The organism is Pedobacter sp. AC190, assembly GCF_979258025.1.
Window position 1 is genome coordinate 4,927,512 of record NZ_OZ409824.1, and the last position, 19,204, is coordinate 4,946,715.

Genomic DNA, 19,204 nt, shown 5'->3' on the forward strand with positions numbered 1-19,204 from the left:
TACGTATCTATCTGATTATCAATCTAAAAATTTATCGCTATTTGATAAGCTGAACTTACTTTTTCTCCATTTTGCAATGCAGGCTTCCATTTTTGGCTAGCTTTAATAAGTCTCAACACTTCTTGATCGCTTGCCTGATCTAAACTTCTTTCAACTTTTTCATTGCTAATTTCCCCGTTGGTTTGAACAACGAAACTCACAATCACCTTTCCATTTTTATTGGAGACTTTTTTTGCGTTACTGATAAGATATTTACTAAAAGCATCAAATCCACCAGGGAAACTTGCTGCCTGGTCAACTTTGTTATCGTTGCCAGTAATACCTGAGGTATTAAAGGAACACAAAATTGCAATTAGAGGTAAGCATAAAATATACTTCCAGAGCCTGTGGCGGCTAGATTTTTCCCGTTGCAGCATCTTTATTCTCGACTCGAGCAATGAGGCATTGTAGAAAGTATTTGCCAATTCAGGTCCCGCATTCAGGTTTTGGAGAAACAGCAACATCGCGTATTGCTTTTTGCTTGCCGAAAAGTTACATGCATATTCATCAGCCAAATATTCGTGGATCAACTTCAGGCTTTTACGATAGGCATAGACAATGGGATTGAACCAAAAAAATACTTCTACTATTTCAATCAGCAGCAGATCGAATGTATGCAACTGTTTAACGTGTATATTTTCATGTGCATTAATTACGGCCAGGCCAGAAAGCTTTCGGTCTATCACCTTGGTTTTCCAAAAAGAAAATGCATCACCATCCTTGGGCAGCGTTATCTGTTTTTTTACACCAGCTATTTTGATCAATAATCGTGTTGCACCAAGCACAACTCCAACCCAGTACACAAAAGTTACCCAGCTAAATTCTTTCCCGACGTCATTTTCTAATTTCTTTACCCCAACAACTGCAAGTGTGTGGTTTACAAGTTCAACCTTTGGCAATACGATTAACCAAGACAGATCCAAGAAGGGCATTAACATCGATAAGCAAAGCGCAACAAGCAGGTAAACCCTGTTAAAAACAAAAAAAGTTTCTCTCTTAAGCAATAGCACATAAAAGAGATAAAATAGAGCCAGCGAAATGCTAGACCAGAGAAAGTAATATTCAAGTCCCATGATTAATCTTTTATTTGATCTATCATTTTAAGCAAATGTTCGGCGTCTTTCATATCGATTTTCTTTTCCTGAACAAAAAAAGAGAACATGTCTTGTACTGAATTAGAAAAATAACTGCCCAAAAATTTATCCGCCTCATAACGCATGTATTCTTCTTTGCTAATTAAGGGAAAGTAACGATGGGTTTTACCAAAAGCTTCGTAGCCGATTACACCCTTGCTCTCTAAAATCCTGATAATGGTTGAAACCGTACTGTATGCAGGTTTTGGATCTGGCAACTCACCTATAATTTCCTTTACGAATGCTTTTTCCAATTTCCAGAGCACCTGCATTAATTGGCTTTCAACTCTCGTTAAATCTTTGATATCCATGGCCTATTTATTTAACTTCAAATATCAGCTAAAAAATTAGTTACCACAACTAAAAATCCAAATTAAAATAAAGTTCGACTTAGTTTAGCAAAATCATTGTAAGAATATGTTGTAAACATCGAACCGCTAATATCTATCAGATTAACAGCCAAATAAGTATAAACAGTAGATAGTCGACAGTTTTATATAGCATACACCGTCAGGGTGGCCTTCCAGGGCTCGAACCAATAATCGGCCTTTATTTGCTCTATTTGCATAAACCAATTCATTTGACCCCTTTTCGCCAATTCTCTAAAATACAGACAAGCAAAACTTTACAACAAATTTATTTCTGGTGAGATGGGGTCAATGTTGGACTTTTTTCACCCCCGCTGGCGCACGCGTGCCGCGTGTGCACTTAAAATCTCAACACCAATCTATAAAATAGCTAATATAAATTAATCCCTTGCCTCCATTATATTCGATTCACTACTATACTTCCAATGCCAGGCTTCATTTACAAATCCTGAAACAACAGGATTATCATGTACATAATCTGCTTTTTGTTTAATAGCGTCGGTAATCCATAATTCTATTGGTTTATTGTCATGTAGCCAAAATTGGCTTCCTTTTAATTGCTGCTTTTTGAGCCTGCCCGTTCAAACATCCAAAGCACCCATTCCTTTCTACGTTCCTGGCCGTTTTCCTTTATTGCTGTTACAATTTGCTTCGACGTATATTCATTAAATCTGCCTAACAAAACATGAGGATTATTTTCTTTTGCTTTAAAGATTAAATGTGCATGGCTTGGCATAATACGCCAACAATACAACGCTAAGCCCAAATTTGCATGGCAATAAATTAAACTTTTTACCAAAATATCATAGTACACCGATCAAACAAATACATCAATCCAATATACTGTGTCAAAACTCACTAAATACAATCCCTCTTTATTGTAGAATTTTTATTTACGGTTCAGTGTATTTTCACTTCTACTATTTATTCACACGCGGTACGCGTGCGCCAGCGAGGGGCAGAATTCTAACATCTCGAACAGCCATTTAATGTAGCTATAAACTCCAACAGTATAAGACCAATCTGAAAATGATTTGCACCGCTACTTCTTTGGAATTTTTAATTTGTCGACTCTCATTAAATCCATCATTAGTATGTTAGGAGCTGGCTTATCAACATATAAAATTTTTTTAAATAAATTTATAAGATTATTTATCTCAATTGGAGGTAGCTGAATATCAGAACTTACTTCCACTCGCGCTTTGTTTAAAACTAGAATTGGTATGAAAAAGCTGACTTCCTGTTTTGTGTTCATATAAGGACTAAAATCGAAAGAATAATATTTCTTGTAGCCTGGAAACATAGAATATGCCAAACTATCACTCGCTGTGACGTTCACAACTTGATTCTTTCCAATTTTTTTTACATTTATTTTAAAATTAAAAGCATATAGAGGTATGCTATCATTCAGCGCTTTAAAAGTAAATTCGTTTAATACTTTATAAATTGGATTATATTTCGATGCTTCTTTCTGATTTTTTTGCGCTATCGAATTCTCTGAAAAGCATGTAGAAAGTAGCGCAAATAATAGAACTACACGGATAAAAGTATGTTTGTTAATCATAATTAAATTAATTTGGACACTTTGTGCCTTGATAACCTGGTTTTGTAGTATCTCCCTCCTGACCGTTGATGATTGAGTCACTTGAACTATTAGGTATTATCCCCGTATTTGCTAATATTGCAGCCCTAGCGACATCGAAATTCGGATTATAATTAGTGATAATATCGCGAAGTCCAGTAAGATAATTATAGCGGACAATTCAAATTAAACTTTTTACCAAAATATCATAGTACAACGGTCAAACAAATACATCAATCCAATATACTGTGACAAAACTAACAAAGTATAAGCCCTCTTTATTGTAGAATTTGTATTTACGGCGCATTGTATTTTCACATCTACTGTTTATTCACACGCGGCACGCGTGCGCCAGCGAGGGGTGGCTAAACACGCGATGGAACAGCTGGGGGAGACGGGGTCAATGTACTCTGGTTTATCCAATTTAGCTTATAATTCGGAGATGATAGCAGCAAAGCCTCCATTCCTACTCATCTTTACTGGGATATCAGCGTTTGAACTTACTGTTATGGTTTTTTTATTGAAGTCCATGGCTTGTCGGCTGGCATTGATTCCATCAGAAAAACAAGTCATACTATAAGATTTACCCTTAGTCAAAAAATCAAGGCTTAGATCTATGTCTCTCGCCATTCCATTGGTAATCCCGCCGATAAACCACTTTTTCCCATTTCTTTTGGCAACTACGGCTATCTCTCCAGCCTCTGCGACTAATGCTTTGGTCTCATCCCAGGTTACTGGTACCTTAACGATAAAATCAGTACAGTCCTGATTTTTATAATAAAGGGTTGGGTTATCACAAAGCATCTGAACCCCACTTTCAAAAAGAACAAAAAGTGCCAGCTGGTAAGCACGTGTTCCCACCGCAGCAGCATTTGGCCTTTTGCCTCCATAAACTTCAGGTTGCATATTGATCATGGCTCCAGGTGTAAAATCCATCGCACCAGCTATGTTTCTTATGAAAGGAAGATAGATTGTATTCTCTGGCTGACACCCTTCCATTTGCTCCAAACCTCTTACGCCTTCATAAGAAATAACGTTGGGGTATTTATGTTCCAGTCCTCTGGGGGTAAAAGCACCATGAAAGTCAACCAGGATATTATACTTCGCTGCTTCTTTGGCTACACGTTCATAATAATTAACCATCCATTGATCATTTCTGTCCATAAAATCGATCTTCACGCCCTTGATTCCCCATTCTGAGAATTTCTTAAATAAACCCATGTTTTTTTCTACACTGAGCCAGGTTAGCCACAAAATGATATCGACTTTTTTTTCCTTCCCATATTTTATAAGCTCTTGAAGGTCTACCTTTTTATTTGGGGTATATGGATCGTGTACGCTTTCGGCCCACCCCTCATCCATAATGATATATGGGATTCTACTTTTTGAGGCAAAATCGATATAATACTTGTAAGTTTCCAGATTATATCCAGATTCAAATTTAACATCAGGACCATAAGGGGAAGCATCATTCCACCATTCCCAACTTACCTGTCCTGGCTTTATCCAATCCGTATTTTTAATTAACGATCGGGGAGCCAGTTTAACTGGAAGTGTGCTTTCTAACAATTCCAGATCATTAGATGCAGTAATGAAATATCTCCAGGGGTATGTTCGTTTGCCACTTGTCTTTGCAATAAAATCGCCAGATTTGGTAATACGCATAAATCGATCGCCTTCCTGGCGTTCTTCAGTTGCAACTTTAGAAAAGGTTGACATCATTCCTTTATTTACCTCTCCTTTTAAAAATAAGCATGGGTAATCTGTAAGATCCGTCTCTCCAAAGAGTATCTTGACCCCAGTTTTAGTATCAATCAAGGCTGGTAAAGTAACCATCTGTTTAGAATCTGTCCATGTCTTAGCATCAGGATGAATATAATTGGTCTCATAATTTGATGTAAAATCTTTAGCAGGCTGTACATGCAATTGATAACTATTAGGTAAGGGTAATGTGATGTTCTCACTGATTACCTTAATTTGCCCATTTTTATCGCCCTTAAGATCCGTAATAAAGCGATATGCAACACCCCCATCATAAGCCCTGAATTCAACGGAATACCCACTACTCAGTTTCATCACAAGCACATTGCACAGATTGTCGATCTTCGAAAACTTCAACGGAACTACAGGATTTAATTGCTCATTGATTTTAAAAGATTTAAGACTTCGAACCTTTATTTCTCGGTCTAAATATGCCTTATCTATGTTAATACCCAGACTACAGTTTTTAAGGAGTAAACGATTACCCTTGTATATATCGTAAGATATCTTGTCTGTGACATGGATTTCCACTTTGATGAGTCCATTGGGGGAAATTAGCTCGGCACTTCTAGCGATGATATTAGTGAACATCCCAACTAACAGTATTAATAAATGTTTTTTCATAACTAATCTATTTTTTAATGGCCATTGGTTAAGGATAAGCCTTTGCCTATCATTGATATTGTGATTGCAGTATTTTCCTGGTATTTTGCCTTTTGCATTATTTCAGATAATCTGCCCCTTGGAGTGCCTAGGCTTATTTACCATTGAGCTTTTTAATCAAATCCGTTTCATCTTTACGATATGGCGTTCCATCCTGATTAAAAATTTCATGAAACCATTCTATTGGCTCACTACCATCTGCCAATGGCGTATCCCAGGCATATTTTGTATTGGTTTTACCCGCAACAAAGCCCCAGTTTATCGCACCAACATTTTCCTTTTTAAGTAAGGGCATAATGTTCGAGAAACGACTATTACGGGTACGGGCCATATATTCTGTACAAATCAGCGGCCTACCACTCGCTTTTAGCAAATCAATTGTACGCTGATGCCAATCAGGTGCTTCATAATTATGATAGGTAACAATATCTGAATTGGCAAGTTGCAATTTGTTCAGTTTTTCGAAACCCCAACTCCATAAACCGATGCTAATAGGCTGGCTTGGATTAACGGCTCTGGCCCATTCTATTGTTTTAGTTAACAATGGAATAGAACTTTCTAATTTGCCGCTATTGCCTGGTTCATTATACAAATCCCAGAGAAGCACTCTTTTATCATTTGCAAAACGTGTTAATACCGCTTTTACGTAAACTTCAAGTTCAGGAAAATTAGCTTCTTCTTTGAAAGCAGGATCACCAGGATCCTGTAACCAGCCTGAGTTGTGAATACCTGTTTTGGGCGCTGGCTGCTTCCCTATTTCTGATGTTTTATTCCAGCAATCATCAAAGAATACAAACATTGGCTTAATTTGATGTTTATCTGCAATAGCCAAAAACTGATCTACCCTTTTTAAAAACCCTTGAGGATCTTGTTTATAAGCCTTACTATATAAAAAGACCCGTAAAGTGTTAAAGCCAATGCCGTTTGCCCAACCCAATTCCTTATCAATTAAATCAGGACTAAAAGTATCTGCCTGCCACATTTCCAACTGGTTAATTGCGTTTGCAGGAATATAATTTGCGCCTGTTAGCCAACGGTGATTTTTATACCACTCATTCGCCTTTTCTACAGGCCAAACCTGGCCTGGTAATTTTTTATCTTTTTGAGCAAAAACACTGCTTACCAATAAACTAAGGCAAAATGCTGTCGTTAAAAGTTTCTTTATATTCATAAGATTTTCAGTTTGAATGGTTAATTTGAAGGAATATTTATAGACAGGCCAGTTTTAACAGGAATGCCAAAGTTTGGGGTTCCATCTGCATTCCATGTAAATTTTTGAGCCCTGGGTGAACGAAAACCCCCACAGCCTTGTCCAGGTTGGTCATTTGCGTGGTATAAGATCCAATCTTCCTTGCCGTCTGGAGATTTGAAAAACGAATTGTGACCTGGTGCATAAACTCCATTTTCTTCTGATTTTAGAAATATTGGTTGTTCATGTTTCTTCCAGGTTTCAGGCTTCATAAAATCATCGTTGATGTGACCTGACAGCATTCCAAGTGCATAATAATCCGTCCAGCAACCACTAGCAGAAAATATAATAAAAATCTTATCACCGTGAACCAAAAATTGTGGCCCCTCATTAACACTAACATGTGGCGGATTATTAGGATCATTCAAATCACCATGTTTTTCCCAGTCGAATGTAGGCGTCGAAATTTTAACGCGGTCCGAATCTACTGTCCATGGGTTTTTCATCGTGGCAATATAAATTTCCTGTTTACCGTTCATATCTCCTTCCCAGCCAGACCAAACCATATATAATTTATTTTTGATGGAAATAATATCACCATCAATAGCCCATTTATTTGTCTTATCTGAAACCTGTCCTTTGAATACCCAATCCCCCATCATCGGGTCTGCTGAGGAATTTTCCAGGACGTACATTCTGTGATTTTCATTTTTACCATCATCAGCAGCAAAATATGCATACCACTTACCCTGAATAAACATTACCTCGGGTGCCCAGATACTTTTAGAATATGGTCCGCTTCGAGGTGCATTCCATATGGTTTTTTTAGGAGCATCCTTTAAATCTGCAAGGCTATTACTTTTCCATAAATCAATACGATTGCCAGTTGTGTGGGTATAATAGTAAAACCCATCTTTGTAGTAGCTATAAGGATCGGCACCAGCTGGTAGTAATGGATTTGTAAAGGTTTGTGCCCGAATTCCGAAAGCAACAAAAGTAAGCATAATGCTTAATAAAAATTTACTCATAACAATTTGTGTTTTCTGTTTGTTAATTGACTTAATCAACAGACATTTATCTTTTTTAATTTTTTTTGGTTAGTGCATACCAGTTTCTAACTAGCTAAACTGGATGTATATTTCAAATATGACGGATTTAATACTTTAGGCGAGACCAAATCGTATCAATATTTCTTCATTTTGTGTCTTTTTACCAGTATGTTAGTTTAAAAATCAAAAACTAATTCAAGGAATACTTAATGAGGTTATTCGAACGCATGCAAATCCTCTCAGGTTTTCCACATTTTGTATCAGTTTTACAATTACTACCGATAGCAGTTTGATATTAATATATTTGATATAGAATATATGATTTTGAGACTGATAATTCTAACCATTTTACTTTTTACTACCAGGGTTTCTTCCGCCCAACCTTACTACTTTCGTCATTACCAGGTTGAAAACGGTTTATCACACAATACTGTTTTGTGTAGTGCCCAAGATGGCAATGGATTTATGTGGTTTGGTACTAAAGATGGACTAAACAGGTTTGACGGCTATCAGTTTAAAACCTATCGTAGGGACGCGAGCCAGTTAGGCAGTTTAGGGAACGATTTAATATATGCGCTTCACAATGATTCGGCGAATCGATTATGGATTGGTACGAACGCTGGCGTATATCTGTACCTACCGCAGAGCGAAAAATTTCTGCTCGTAAAAGGCACTGAAAATCTTCGGATAAATGACTTAGCCAGCGATAAAAACGGAAATTTATGGATCATCGCCCTGGGAAGAACATTACGATATAATATAAAGAATAAAAGCCTTTTCAATTTCAAAAAGAAAGCAAACTTCGAAGCAACTTCTGTTTCTATGATGAAGGATGGCAGCATTTGGATTACAACAATGCAAGGCACTATAGAGCGGTACGATGTAAATAAAAACACCTTTTACTCGTATTATGTAATGAGTGAGGCAAATCCTGATGAAAATAGCTGGGTTACAAAGGTGCGTGATGCTGGGAGTAATAAAATTTTGATTGGCACGGCCAATCAAGGCATTAAGCTTTTCGACCGTAAAACGGCTCAAGTAAAAGAGATTTTGGTGTTTAACACAAATAAAACATCTATTTATGTAAGAGATATTGTTCAGTCAGCTAAAAACGAATTCTGGATTGCCTCGGAATCTGGAATTTACGTTTATGCTAACGAAAAAATAACCAGACTTAAAAAACAATATGGAAATCCATATTCGCTATCTGATGATGCGATATATTGTGTTTTACAAGACAGGGAAATGGGTATGTGGGTTGGAACCTATTTTGGCGGTATCAATTATTACTCTAGCCAGTATTCACTTTTCACTAAATACTTTCCTCAGAAAGAAGTTAATTCGATAAGCGGAAGCGATGTACGTGAGATCAGTAAAGATGCCTACGGCAATTTATGGATTGGTACGGAAGATGCGGGATTAAATATGCTCGATACAAAAACAGGCCTGTTCACAAATTTTCTTCCTGATGGAAAACCCACAAGCATTTCTTATTCTAACATCCATGGGTTACTTGTAGATAATGATAAGCTCTGGGTCGGCACCTTCGAGCATGGCCTTGACATTATTAATATTCGAACTAAAAAAGTAATTAAACACTACAAATCCGGAAAATCAAGTGGTTTGAAAAGTGGTTTTGTATTGACTTTCTGTAAAACAAAAAGTGGAGAAATATTGCTCGCCACAATTACAGGCCTTTATCGATACAATAAGCAAAAAGACAATTTTCAGCTGATTGAAGGGCTGCCCCTGGTATTTTATGAAATCCTTACAGAAGACAGCAAGGGAGATATCTGGGCTGGAACATTTGATAGTGGCATAATTCGTTTTCACCTAGGTAAACCTGGTTTTACTCAATATAAAAACAATACTAAAAATGAAAAGAGTCTTAGTAATAACACCGTTAATGGAATTTTTGAAGACCGAGGTCATAACATCTGGATAAGTACCGATGGTGGCGGCCTAAATTTGTTTAACCCTGTAAAAGAAAATTTTGACCACATTACAGTTAAAAATGGGCTTCCAAGTAATTTTTTATTCAAAATCATGGAAGATGAAGATAGAAAGTTGTGGATTGCAAGCACACGAGGTCTAATACATTTCAATCCTGCGGATCGCTCTTTTAAAGTTTATTCAAAGTCGAATGGTTTGCTAACCGACCAATTCAATTACAACTCTGGTTTCAAAGATAAGGATGGACGGCTATTTTTTGGAAGTGTGCGTGGCCTGATCAGCTTTCAACCTCGAGATCTTAAAAACTTCAATTTCAAATCGCCTGTACAAATTACAGGGTTTCAGATTGATAATCAGCATGAAAAGAACGAAGACAATCTATTCTTAAAGCAATCTATTCTTTACACCAACAGAATTTCCCTGCATGACTCACAATCATCATTCAGTATAGATTTTGCTGCAATCAGTTATACTTCACCAGATATGACTCAATATGCCTATCGTATGAAAGGTCTCAGCGATAACTGGAATTACCTTAAAACAAACAGGAAGGTTTATTTTACAAAGCTTGCTGCTGGCAATTATGTCTTTGAAGTAAAAGCACTACTCAATGGAAGTAATAACTGGACAACGCACAATCAAAAAATTTTTATAGAAGTATTACCACCTATATATCAAAGTAATTTAGCGTATTTTCTTTACACCGTTGCAACTGCTCTGTTCATATTTTATCTCTTTAGAACTTACCATAAACGTATGGAAAATCGCAACAAACGACGGATGGATCGATTCGAAGAAAGGAAGGAAAAGGAAATATATCAGGCTAAAATTGAATTCTTTACAAATATTGCCCATGAAATAAGAACACCACTTACCCTGATCAAAGCGCCAATGGAAAAGATACTTAAGCACGCTTCTGCTGTTCCATTAATTGAGAAAAATCTTAGAACCATGGAAAGAAACACGGACAGGCTATTTAATCTCACCAATCAATTACTCGATTTCCGTAAAACCGAAGTAAATGGCTTCTCCTTAAACTTTGTAAATACAAATATTTCAAATATTCTGTCTGATATTTTTGATGTGTTTATCCCGATTGCCGAAGAAAAAAATTTCAGTTATAAGTTATTATTACCAGATGAAAAAATCTTCGCTTATGTGGATACAGAAGCCTTCTACAAAATCATAAGCAATCTGATCGATAATGCATTGAAATATAGCGAAAAATCAATCGAAATAAAGTTGGAGGTTCTAGATCAAAATTTAGAAATCTTCTCTGTTACCGTAACGAATGAAGGACCTCCAATTCATCCAGAGTTACGGGAAAAGATATTCGAGCCATTTTTCAGGGCTACTGAAAACCAGCTTAAGCAAGGCACAGGGATCGGCCTATCCCTCTCAAAATCACTGGCCGAATTACACGGTGGAAATTTGTTCGCATCAGTTGATGAAAAAGAGCATAACATTTTCGTATTGCAATTGCCTATTCACCAGCTTATCGAATTTAACCTAAAAGGAGTATGGAAAAAACAGTAATGAATGACTACGAATTACAAGAAGAAAAATTCGTGATTCTTATTGTAGACGATGAAACAGAGATCCTGGATTTTATTGCGGATGATTTAAGTGAACACTACAAAGTCCTAACCGCCAAAAATGGCTCTGAGGCACTTGAAATACTTAGTCATGAAATTATTCAGCTGGTAATAAGCGATGTAATGATGCCTGAAATGGATGGATATCAACTGTGTGAAAAAATGAAATCAAGCATGGAATACAGCCATATTCCATTTATAATGCTTACAGCGAAAAATAGTTTACAATCGAAGATCGCAGGACTAGAAATTGGAGCAGATGCCTACATAGAAAAACCATTTTCCATTGATTTTCTGAACGCGCAGGTTTCTTCGTTAATTAAAAACAGGAGTAAAATTAAAGCATATTTTGCAAGCTCTCCATTGATACATATTAAAACAATGGCTTATTCTAAATCCGATGAGCTCTTTCTGGAGAAACTTCAAAACCTAATCAATACCCAACTGGATAATCCGGAGCTGGATGTAGAACATCTTGCCGACCACATGAATATGAGTAGACCTACTTTATACAGAAAGATAAAATCCATTTCAAACCTGAGCCCTAACGAACTGATAAATATTGCCAGGCTTAAAAAGGCCGCTGAACTGCTTAGCGAGGGAGTCCTGAGGATCTATGAAATCTCTGAGCAGGTTGGATACAGTTCGCAAAATCATTTTGGCCGAAACTTTTCTAAACAGTTCGGCATGTCTCCTACAGAATACATCCAATCTAAAGGAATAAAAAAATAACCATTTCAATTTATGGTGTTTTCAATTCACGCAAGGCCCATTACAGCTAATTAACTTAATATCATAGGTTTAAACACTGCCCCTTCGAATCCCTTGTATTAATTTTTCACTCGCTGCAATTCTTGTTTCCTACACCTGAATTATGATACTATTTGATGATAAATTGAAACAATATGGTAAATAGGAATGATGCAGTTCTCTCTACATTGTATCAGCAATTCAATAGGTAATGAGGTTATTGAATTGACCAAAACCAACTAAACAAGAAAATTTAAATATTCGAAACCCAAACCAGGCTTCAGATCAAGGTCGCAATCAAAAAAGAATATGTTTTGCGATTTGCAATCTAAACCAAAGTTTAACCTAACCAAATGTATATGAAAAAAAAGCTACCTATCGGGATTGCTAAAGCGATTCGAAGGTCGAGATGGCTCCTTGCAGTGCTGATCATCTCTGGCCAACCCACATTCGCGGGTTTTTACAACAAAGAAAACATTGCAAAAGAATTAACAATTCCCGTTCCAATTTCAGGTAAAGTCACTGATTCAAAAGGGCTGCCAATCCCTGGAGTTGTTGTAAGTGAAAAAGAAACCTCAAACCGTACCGTCACGGATGAAAATGGATTATATAAGATTGAAGTTAGCAGCACTTCCGCCGTTCTTGTTTTTAGCTATGTAGGCTTTAATAATCAGGAAGTAAAAGCAGGCGATAAAAAACAGATCAACATCACTTTAGCTGATGACATCCGTTCCCTGAACGATGTTATTGTAGTAGGTTATGGTACACTTCGTGAAAAGGAAGTGAGCAGTGCAATAACCCATTTAGGCGCTAAAGATTTACTCTCCGTTGGCGGAAATGGCGCTTTAATGTCCCTACAGGGAAAGGTAGCAGGTTTAAGTGTTGTCAATACTGCTACTGGCGACCCGAACTCTTCTCCCAGCATTCAGCTTCGTGGCGTATCCTCGCGAAATGCTGGGCTAGGACCGCTATATATTGTTGATGGAATCCCGGAGGAAATATTGACAACATTAACCAGAATGATATCGCTTCTATAGACATCCTAAAAGGCGGAGCTGCATCTGCAATATACGGTACCCGAGGAAGTAATGGTGTTATTCTAATCACTACCAAAAGAGGTACTTCACAAACCCAGATGAATTACAACAATTATTTTTCATTTGATCTACCCACAAATAATATTGAAGTACTATCTGCAGATGCTTTTATCGCTAATAAAAGAGGATTTGATTATGGTGCCAGAACAAATTGGCAAGATGAAATCACACGAAAATATGCATTTTCTCAGCGTCATAACCTATCTGCTTCAGGTGGAAATGCCAGAACCAATTACTATATTTCCGGGGACTACAGAGGTGCAGAAGGTATTGACATTCGCTCATCAAAAAATGAATATGGTGCAAGGATAAATGTTACCCATACACCCGAAAGCAATCTATATACTCTTGCCTTAAATATTGCACCGCGATACTTAAAAAGCAACAATGCTGATTACGCCGGGTTTAAACAGGCGTTAACATTAAATCCTACCCAACCATTAATTAGCCCGACTAATGGAAACCTGTATTACTATACCACCAATGGAATTACAGATCCTTACAATCCTGTTGAGGAAGTGCGCACCGTATTAAGCGGAACGGAAGGAAAATATCTGGACTGGAATGGCTCCTTCAAACTTAATATAATCAAGGACTGGAGTACACAACTTATGGTAAGTCAATCGAATACCAGTTTTCTAAGCTTTTATTTTCGTCCATCTACTAACACAAATGCCGTTGCTTCAAATGGCGGCCGCAATTCGGCATCAAGAAATTATACCAATAACGACACTAAAAACTTAGAATGGACCACAAATTATTCGCTCGACATCAACAAACATTCCTTTAAATTATTGGGCGGCTATTCTTACGCCTATTTCAACAATCAGGGGCTGTCTGGTTCGAATTCTCAATTCCCTACAGATGTCTTTACATACAATAACCTAGGTGCGGGTTTATATAATCTGGTTGCCGGACAAAATAACGTTGGCAGTTTCCAGAACGACTCCAGATTAATCGCCTTGTTTGGAAGGCTGAATTATAGCTTCGCTGATGAGGTTTTTGTGTCTGCCAGCTTACGCCGCGAGGGTTCATCGAAGTTCGGGCAAGACAATAAGTGGGGGAATTTTCCAGCCATTTCCGCCGCATGGGACTTAAGCCAGCGACCGATAATTAAATCCGTTAAATGGATTGATAATTTAAAGGTTAGAGCAGATTATGGTCTGACAGGTAATCAGGATTTCGGCAACTATTTATCTTTGGATACCTACACGGGTTATGGTTATTACCTGTACAACGGAACTTATTATCAGGTTTATGGTCCAAGTCAGAATACCAACTATGATCTCAGATGGGAAACTGCAGCAAACTATAATGCAGGTATCGACTTCTCTTTATTTGGACACCGCTTAAGCGGTAGCATCAATTACTATATCAGAAAAAATAAGGATTTGCTAGGCAATTATAATGTTCCAATTCCACCGAATGTTCAGGGAACAATTTATGCTAACGTGGGTTCTATGCAGAATTCAGGAATAGAAGTTCAGATTTCCGGCACTCCGATAAAGACTGACAATTTCAGCTACGAAATCTCTCTTGCAGGCGCGACACTGGAAAATAAATTTGTTTCCTTTTCCAATGACACCTACAAAGGACAAACATTTGTCGACGCGGTAGGTTTGCCTGCGCCAGGCAGCCCAGGCACTATTCAGCGTTTAGAGGAAGGTCGGAGAATCGGCAGTTTTTACATGCTAAAATCTGCGGGTTACGATTCATTTGGACGTTTATTGGTTTACAATAAGGCAGGTGAAATTATTGCAGCCAACACCTCTAAAAATGAAGACAAACAATACGTCGGGAATGGTCTACCAAAGTTTACGTTAAGCCTGGGGAATACTTTCCGCTATAAAAACTTCGATGCTTCTGTGTTTCTAAGGGGTGCTTTTGGCTATAGTATCTTCAATACTAATGCTTTTTATATCGGAACACCCGCAACTACAACTGGCACCAATGTATTAACCTCGGCTTATGATGGCGGAAAATATTCAAAACTGACCAGCAGCAATACACTTGCATCAGCTTCCGATTACTTTCTGGAAAAAGGAGATTACATAAAAATCGACAACATCAGTCTTGGTTATACCTTCAGCCCAAAAACAAAGTATGTTAAATCCGTAAGGGCCTTTTTGACTGGAAGAAACCTGTACACATTTACTAACTATACTGGTGGTGATCCGGAAGCAACTTCCGTTAATGGACTGTATCCTGGAGCAAGCACATCTTTAAATTATTTCCCGTCAACAATGCAGTTACTGGGTGGATTACAAGTTAGTTTCTAATTTAATTAATCATCAACATGAAATTTATTCAAAAATACAAACATATACTAGTGGTCAGCCTAGTTGGAGGCCTATCGCTAGGAAGTTGCACAAAACTCGATGAAAAACCATACGATATCATAACCTCGAAGAATTTTCTTCAAACCAAGGACGATGTAGTAAGAGATTTTCTAAGGCCTTTTGAGCATGGTTATTATACCATTCAAAGTACCTATGCAGCTCAAGAAAATTCTTCAGATGAACTGATGACGCCAAACCGCCAGGGCGACTGGTTTGATGGGGGTATTTTTCAACGTATGCATAATCATACCTGGACGAAAACAGACGGCTATACCAGCAGTATGTGGAATGACCTGTATCAAGGGATTGCCTTGGCAACTAACTCGCTTGAAGATATAGAGGCGATTGATCCTGTTAAATTTAATATGACCGCTGCCGAACAGGCTGATTTTCTTGCTGAACTCAGAACATTAAGAGCTTGGTTTTACATTAGATTACTCGATACCTATAGAAATATCGAGATTATAACAAAAGTTAAAGGAGAAAATAAGGGGAAAGAACAATCTACTCCACAAGAAACCTTCAACTTTATCGAAAATGAGCTTTTGCAATCCGTACCGAATCTACCGACTAATACAACATTGGGTGTAAACGGACTGGGCCGATGGACCAAAGGTGCAGCAATGTCTCTTTTATCCAGGCTTTATTTAAACGCCAAAGTTTACACAGGACAAGATAAATTTGCGCAGTGTGCGGTAGTTTGTCAGGATATTATTGATGGTAAATACGGCAGCTATAACCTCGAAAGCCGCTGGGATGCGCCTTTTGATTATAATAATGGTACTTCATCTGAGAATATATTTGCATTCCCTTCTTCTTTTGGCTTCACCCACTGGCAATATACCAGTGGAATGTATTTCTGGAGTTATCCTGTTAATACCCCACAATATTTTGGTTTTACCGACTATGGCAACATGAACCCAAAATTTTCGCTTCAGCCAGGTAGAGATATTAATGATGTAGAACTGAGCACAACACTCGGTAAACCCTTTGTTAAATTCCAAAAATACGCAGATGATGTGAGGTTGAAAAAATATAAAAACCTTGGTGGCAGTAAACGGGAAGGAATGTTTCTCTTTGGTTATTTACCCTACAAAAATGCAAGTGGAAATACTGTTAATGTAGAGGGAACCAAAGGTTACACTTTGTACATAAGGGATGCTGTTGGCTACTTTTTGAATACGCCACCAGGCGTAGCACCTTCCGACAAGGAATCAAATATGAACCATGCCGATCAGAATTCGGGTATACCATCGGTTAAATATCCCTGGTACCCTTCAGATGATGCAAACAAGATAGCTTCGAGCTATGCAGAGATTCGCCTTGCCGAAATTTATTATGCACTTGCCGAATGTAAATACAGAACTGGGGATAAGGCAGGTGCAAGCACCCTGCTAAACCGTGTCCGCTCGAGGTATTACCCCGCAGCTTCCGCAAGTTTATATAAAACAGACGGGAGCAGTTTAACCGATCAAGAAATACTTGATGAATGGGGACGCGAGTTTTTAACCGAAGGAAGAAGAAGAACAGATATGATCCGCTGGGGGGTTTTTAACAAAGGCACTTGGTGGGATAAACAACCCGATGCAGATAACCATACCGAGATTTTCCCAATAGGTGAAAATGTATTGAATATAAATCCTCAGTTGAAACAAAATCCTGGCTACTAATAACAACAGAAAAATGAAAGCATCAGACAAAAAATACAATTTGAGCAAACTACACTTCATGTGCAGCTTGTTTCTAATCGGGATGAGTATTTTCTTTATTTCTTGTAAAAAAGAACTGAAAGCATCCGATCCTTTACCGTTAATTTATACCAACGCATATGTTATTGGTGATGCAAGCCCTGCAGCCTGGAATATCGATGCTGCTATTAAAATGACCGTTAATCCGTCAAACAATACGCAATTTACCTGGACAGGCCCTTTGACTGCTGGCGAAATTAAGTTTGCAACACAAAAAAGCTTTTCCTCTGATTTTTTTGCTGCCGCGACGGCCAGCCAAGCTATCTCCAATAACAAAGCACAGATTGCACTCGGGGGAAATCCCGATGTAAAATGGAAATTAAATGCAAACGATGCAGGCACATATCTTGTTACCCTGGATATGAAGGCTGTTACGGTAACCTTTCAGAAACAATAGAATCAATAAATTCAGTAAATGACTTGGCACGCCATATATTAATTATTTAGTATGTGGCGTGCTTTTTTTTGCTACGGCCATTTTTAATAACTCATCATGTGGAATACGCTTTCATTCCGAACAGGTCAATGAAGCATTTTGTGTAGAACTTATGGGCTACTTACCCAGGGCGGGTTTTGAAGAAATTTTTGTTGAAACAATTGCTGATGCTTATCAAAATCAAGTCGATTCAATCTTAGACGACAGCAAATCTTATATCAACCAAATAAAGGACATCAATAAAAAAATCGAAAGGGCACGAGATTTACTCCTGGATAATGATATTGATGCTATTGATTTTCGATCGATCAAAGTGGAAAATAATGAAAAAATTATCAACACATCTATCTGAAAAACAAAGAATTATGAGCAAAAAAAAGGTCTTAAATATTAATTTAAGACCTTTTAAAAACTCGGGGTCGGCCGCGGTTCGGATTAGCAACAAATTTATAACTGATTTGAAGCGAATGGCAGAACTAGACACTAAGATGACAAAGTATGACGAACTCGGTAGATTGATGAAGTTGCGAAAAGAAGGTAAAAAGTTAACCCCAAAGGTAGTTGACAAAAAGAAGAAAATTAGATCTAAAAGGAAGGCAAGGAAGGTTATACTAAAAAAATGGATACTCAATATTTCTGACGATTAAATGGATAAACCAAATTGTACCCTATTCCCAAAACATTGGTCAATTGATAATTAAAAATAAATATGAAAAATTTCGGGTGGAATGCGTTAATCCCACATGGTAGCTCTAGTGGAGAATATCGAATTAAAAAATTCGACTAATATTTCTCCGTAGATGACTTTTTGATACTCTGAGAGTGGTTTTACTTTTCTCATTTCGCTATTTTTAGGGGTATTTGGCAGACTTTTGTGAGACTTTTAACCCTTGATTTCTATCTTAAAATTAGTAAAAAGCAAGATTATTCACAAAAAAAGGGGAGTTTAATTTGCTTACCTTTTTTAAAGTTCGGAAATTTCCTGTAAGACTTTTCGTAAAAACTTTAGGTTTCATCATCCAGAAATGAATAATCGGTTAATGAATAAATTGCAAAATAGAGTAATATATGCATTCGAACGCCATTACTCAGATGTTAAAAAATATATTTGTGCCCATTCTGACAAATCAATTATATAAAGGAAACAACTATTTACAATAAAATTACGTCCACTGAGATGGGCTGAATCTTTTCTTGTTTATCTAATTTCAGCACTAGTAAGACGTTCTCTATTACTATCTCCTTAAGCATTTAATAATTACAAAAGACAATGAAGGGCAATTCACTATATCTAATGTCTCCTATTCTAACCTAATAACCTATTACGGCAAACTGATAATCTTGATCTTGTGATAAATTTTTTAATAAAATGATCGCCTATAACTTTTCAAAAAATCTGCAGGCCTATCCAGGCCTGCAGAGATCTAACCAAACTTGAATTCAACGAATCTTTTATAATTCCTAAACTTCAAATCCCTAAACAAACTGACTAATCAACCCAG

Annotated in this window: 14 protein-coding genes; 8 read left to right on the forward strand and 6 right to left on the reverse strand. The window is 37.3% G+C overall.

Annotated features, from left to right (window positions below; genetic code table 11):
- Positions 1-23: 23 nt before the first annotated feature.
- From ACZZZI_RS21530 to ACZZZI_RS21555, 6 genes are all read right to left on the reverse strand, one after another.
- On the reverse strand, positions 24-1,112 hold the full coding sequence (locus ACZZZI_RS21530; RefSeq protein ID WP_424060306.1) for a M56 family metallopeptidase: 1,089 nt from the start codon (positions 1,110-1,112) through the stop codon (positions 24-26).
- A gap of 2 nt (positions 1,113-1,114) precedes the next feature.
- On the reverse strand, positions 1,115-1,483 hold the full coding sequence (locus tag ACZZZI_RS21535) for a BlaI/MecI/CopY family transcriptional regulator (RefSeq protein ID WP_424060308.1): 369 nt from the start codon (positions 1,481-1,483) through the stop codon (positions 1,115-1,117).
- Positions 1,484-2,582: 1,099 nt separating this feature from the next.
- Entirely contained in the window at positions 2,583-3,104 is a 522-nt protein-coding gene (locus ACZZZI_RS21540) for a hypothetical protein (RefSeq protein ID WP_463491319.1), read from the reverse strand.
- A 447-nt stretch (positions 3,105-3,551) separates the two neighbouring features.
- The gene (locus ACZZZI_RS21545) at positions 3,552-5,507 is read right to left on the reverse strand and encodes a glycoside hydrolase family 97 protein (RefSeq protein ID WP_424057312.1); all 1,956 of its coding nucleotides are present in this window, start codon (positions 5,505-5,507) and stop codon (positions 3,552-3,554) included.
- A gap of 133 nt (positions 5,508-5,640) precedes the next feature.
- Positions 5,641-6,717, reverse strand: a complete 1,077-nt coding sequence (locus ACZZZI_RS21550) for a cellulase family glycosylhydrolase (protein ID WP_463491321.1) — start codon at positions 6,715-6,717, stop codon at positions 5,641-5,643.
- A 20-nt stretch (positions 6,718-6,737) separates the two neighbouring features.
- Positions 6,738-7,763 (reverse strand): glycoside hydrolase family 43 protein, encoded by a 1,026-nt coding sequence (locus ACZZZI_RS21555; RefSeq protein ID WP_424056939.1) that lies wholly within the window; start codon positions 7,761-7,763, stop codon positions 6,738-6,740.
- 345 nt (positions 7,764-8,108) lie between these two features.
- On the opposite strand from ACZZZI_RS21555, the gene ACZZZI_RS21560 reads away from it, so the two are divergent.
- The 8 genes from ACZZZI_RS21560 (at position 8,109) to ACZZZI_RS21595 (ending at position 18,349) form a co-directional block, all read left to right on the forward strand.
- Positions 8,109-11,273, forward strand: coding sequence for a ligand-binding sensor domain-containing protein (locus ACZZZI_RS21560; protein ID WP_463491324.1), 3,165 nt, complete (start codon positions 8,109-8,111; stop codon positions 11,271-11,273).
- Positions 11,258-12,064, forward strand: a complete 807-nt coding sequence (locus ACZZZI_RS21565) for a response regulator transcription factor (protein WP_316757050.1) — start codon at positions 11,258-11,260, stop codon at positions 12,062-12,064. Before ACZZZI_RS21560 ends, ACZZZI_RS21565 begins: the two co-directional genes overlap by 16 nt.
- 377 nt (positions 12,065-12,441) lie before the next feature.
- Positions 12,442-13,119 carry a carboxypeptidase-like regulatory domain-containing protein gene (locus ACZZZI_RS21570; RefSeq protein WP_463491327.1) on the forward strand — a complete coding sequence of 226 codons (678 nt, stop codon included), beginning with the start codon at positions 12,442-12,444 and terminating at the stop codon, positions 13,117-13,119.
- Positions 13,120-13,121: 2 nt separating this feature from the next.
- A complete protein-coding gene (locus ACZZZI_RS21575) occupies positions 13,122-15,458 on the forward strand; it encodes a SusC/RagA family TonB-linked outer membrane protein (protein WP_463491810.1) in 2,337 nt (778 codons plus the stop codon).
- A gap of 17 nt (positions 15,459-15,475) precedes the next feature.
- A complete protein-coding gene (locus tag ACZZZI_RS21580) occupies positions 15,476-17,188 on the forward strand; it encodes a RagB/SusD family nutrient uptake outer membrane protein (protein ID WP_316757046.1) in 1,713 nt (570 codons plus the stop codon).
- A gap of 13 nt (positions 17,189-17,201) precedes the next feature.
- Complete coding sequence (locus ACZZZI_RS21585) at positions 17,202-17,663, forward strand: SusF/SusE family carbohydrate-binding protein (protein ID WP_316757044.1); 462 nt, start codon at positions 17,202-17,204, stop codon at positions 17,661-17,663.
- A gap of 58 nt (positions 17,664-17,721) precedes the next feature.
- Positions 17,722-18,054 (forward strand): hypothetical protein, encoded by a 333-nt coding sequence (locus ACZZZI_RS21590; protein WP_424056942.1) that lies wholly within the window; start codon positions 17,722-17,724, stop codon positions 18,052-18,054.
- Positions 18,055-18,169: 115 nt separating this feature from the next.
- On the forward strand, positions 18,170-18,349 hold the full coding sequence (locus tag ACZZZI_RS21595; protein WP_463491330.1) for a hypothetical protein: 180 nt from the start codon (positions 18,170-18,172) through the stop codon (positions 18,347-18,349).
- Positions 18,350-19,204: the final 855 nt, after the last annotated feature.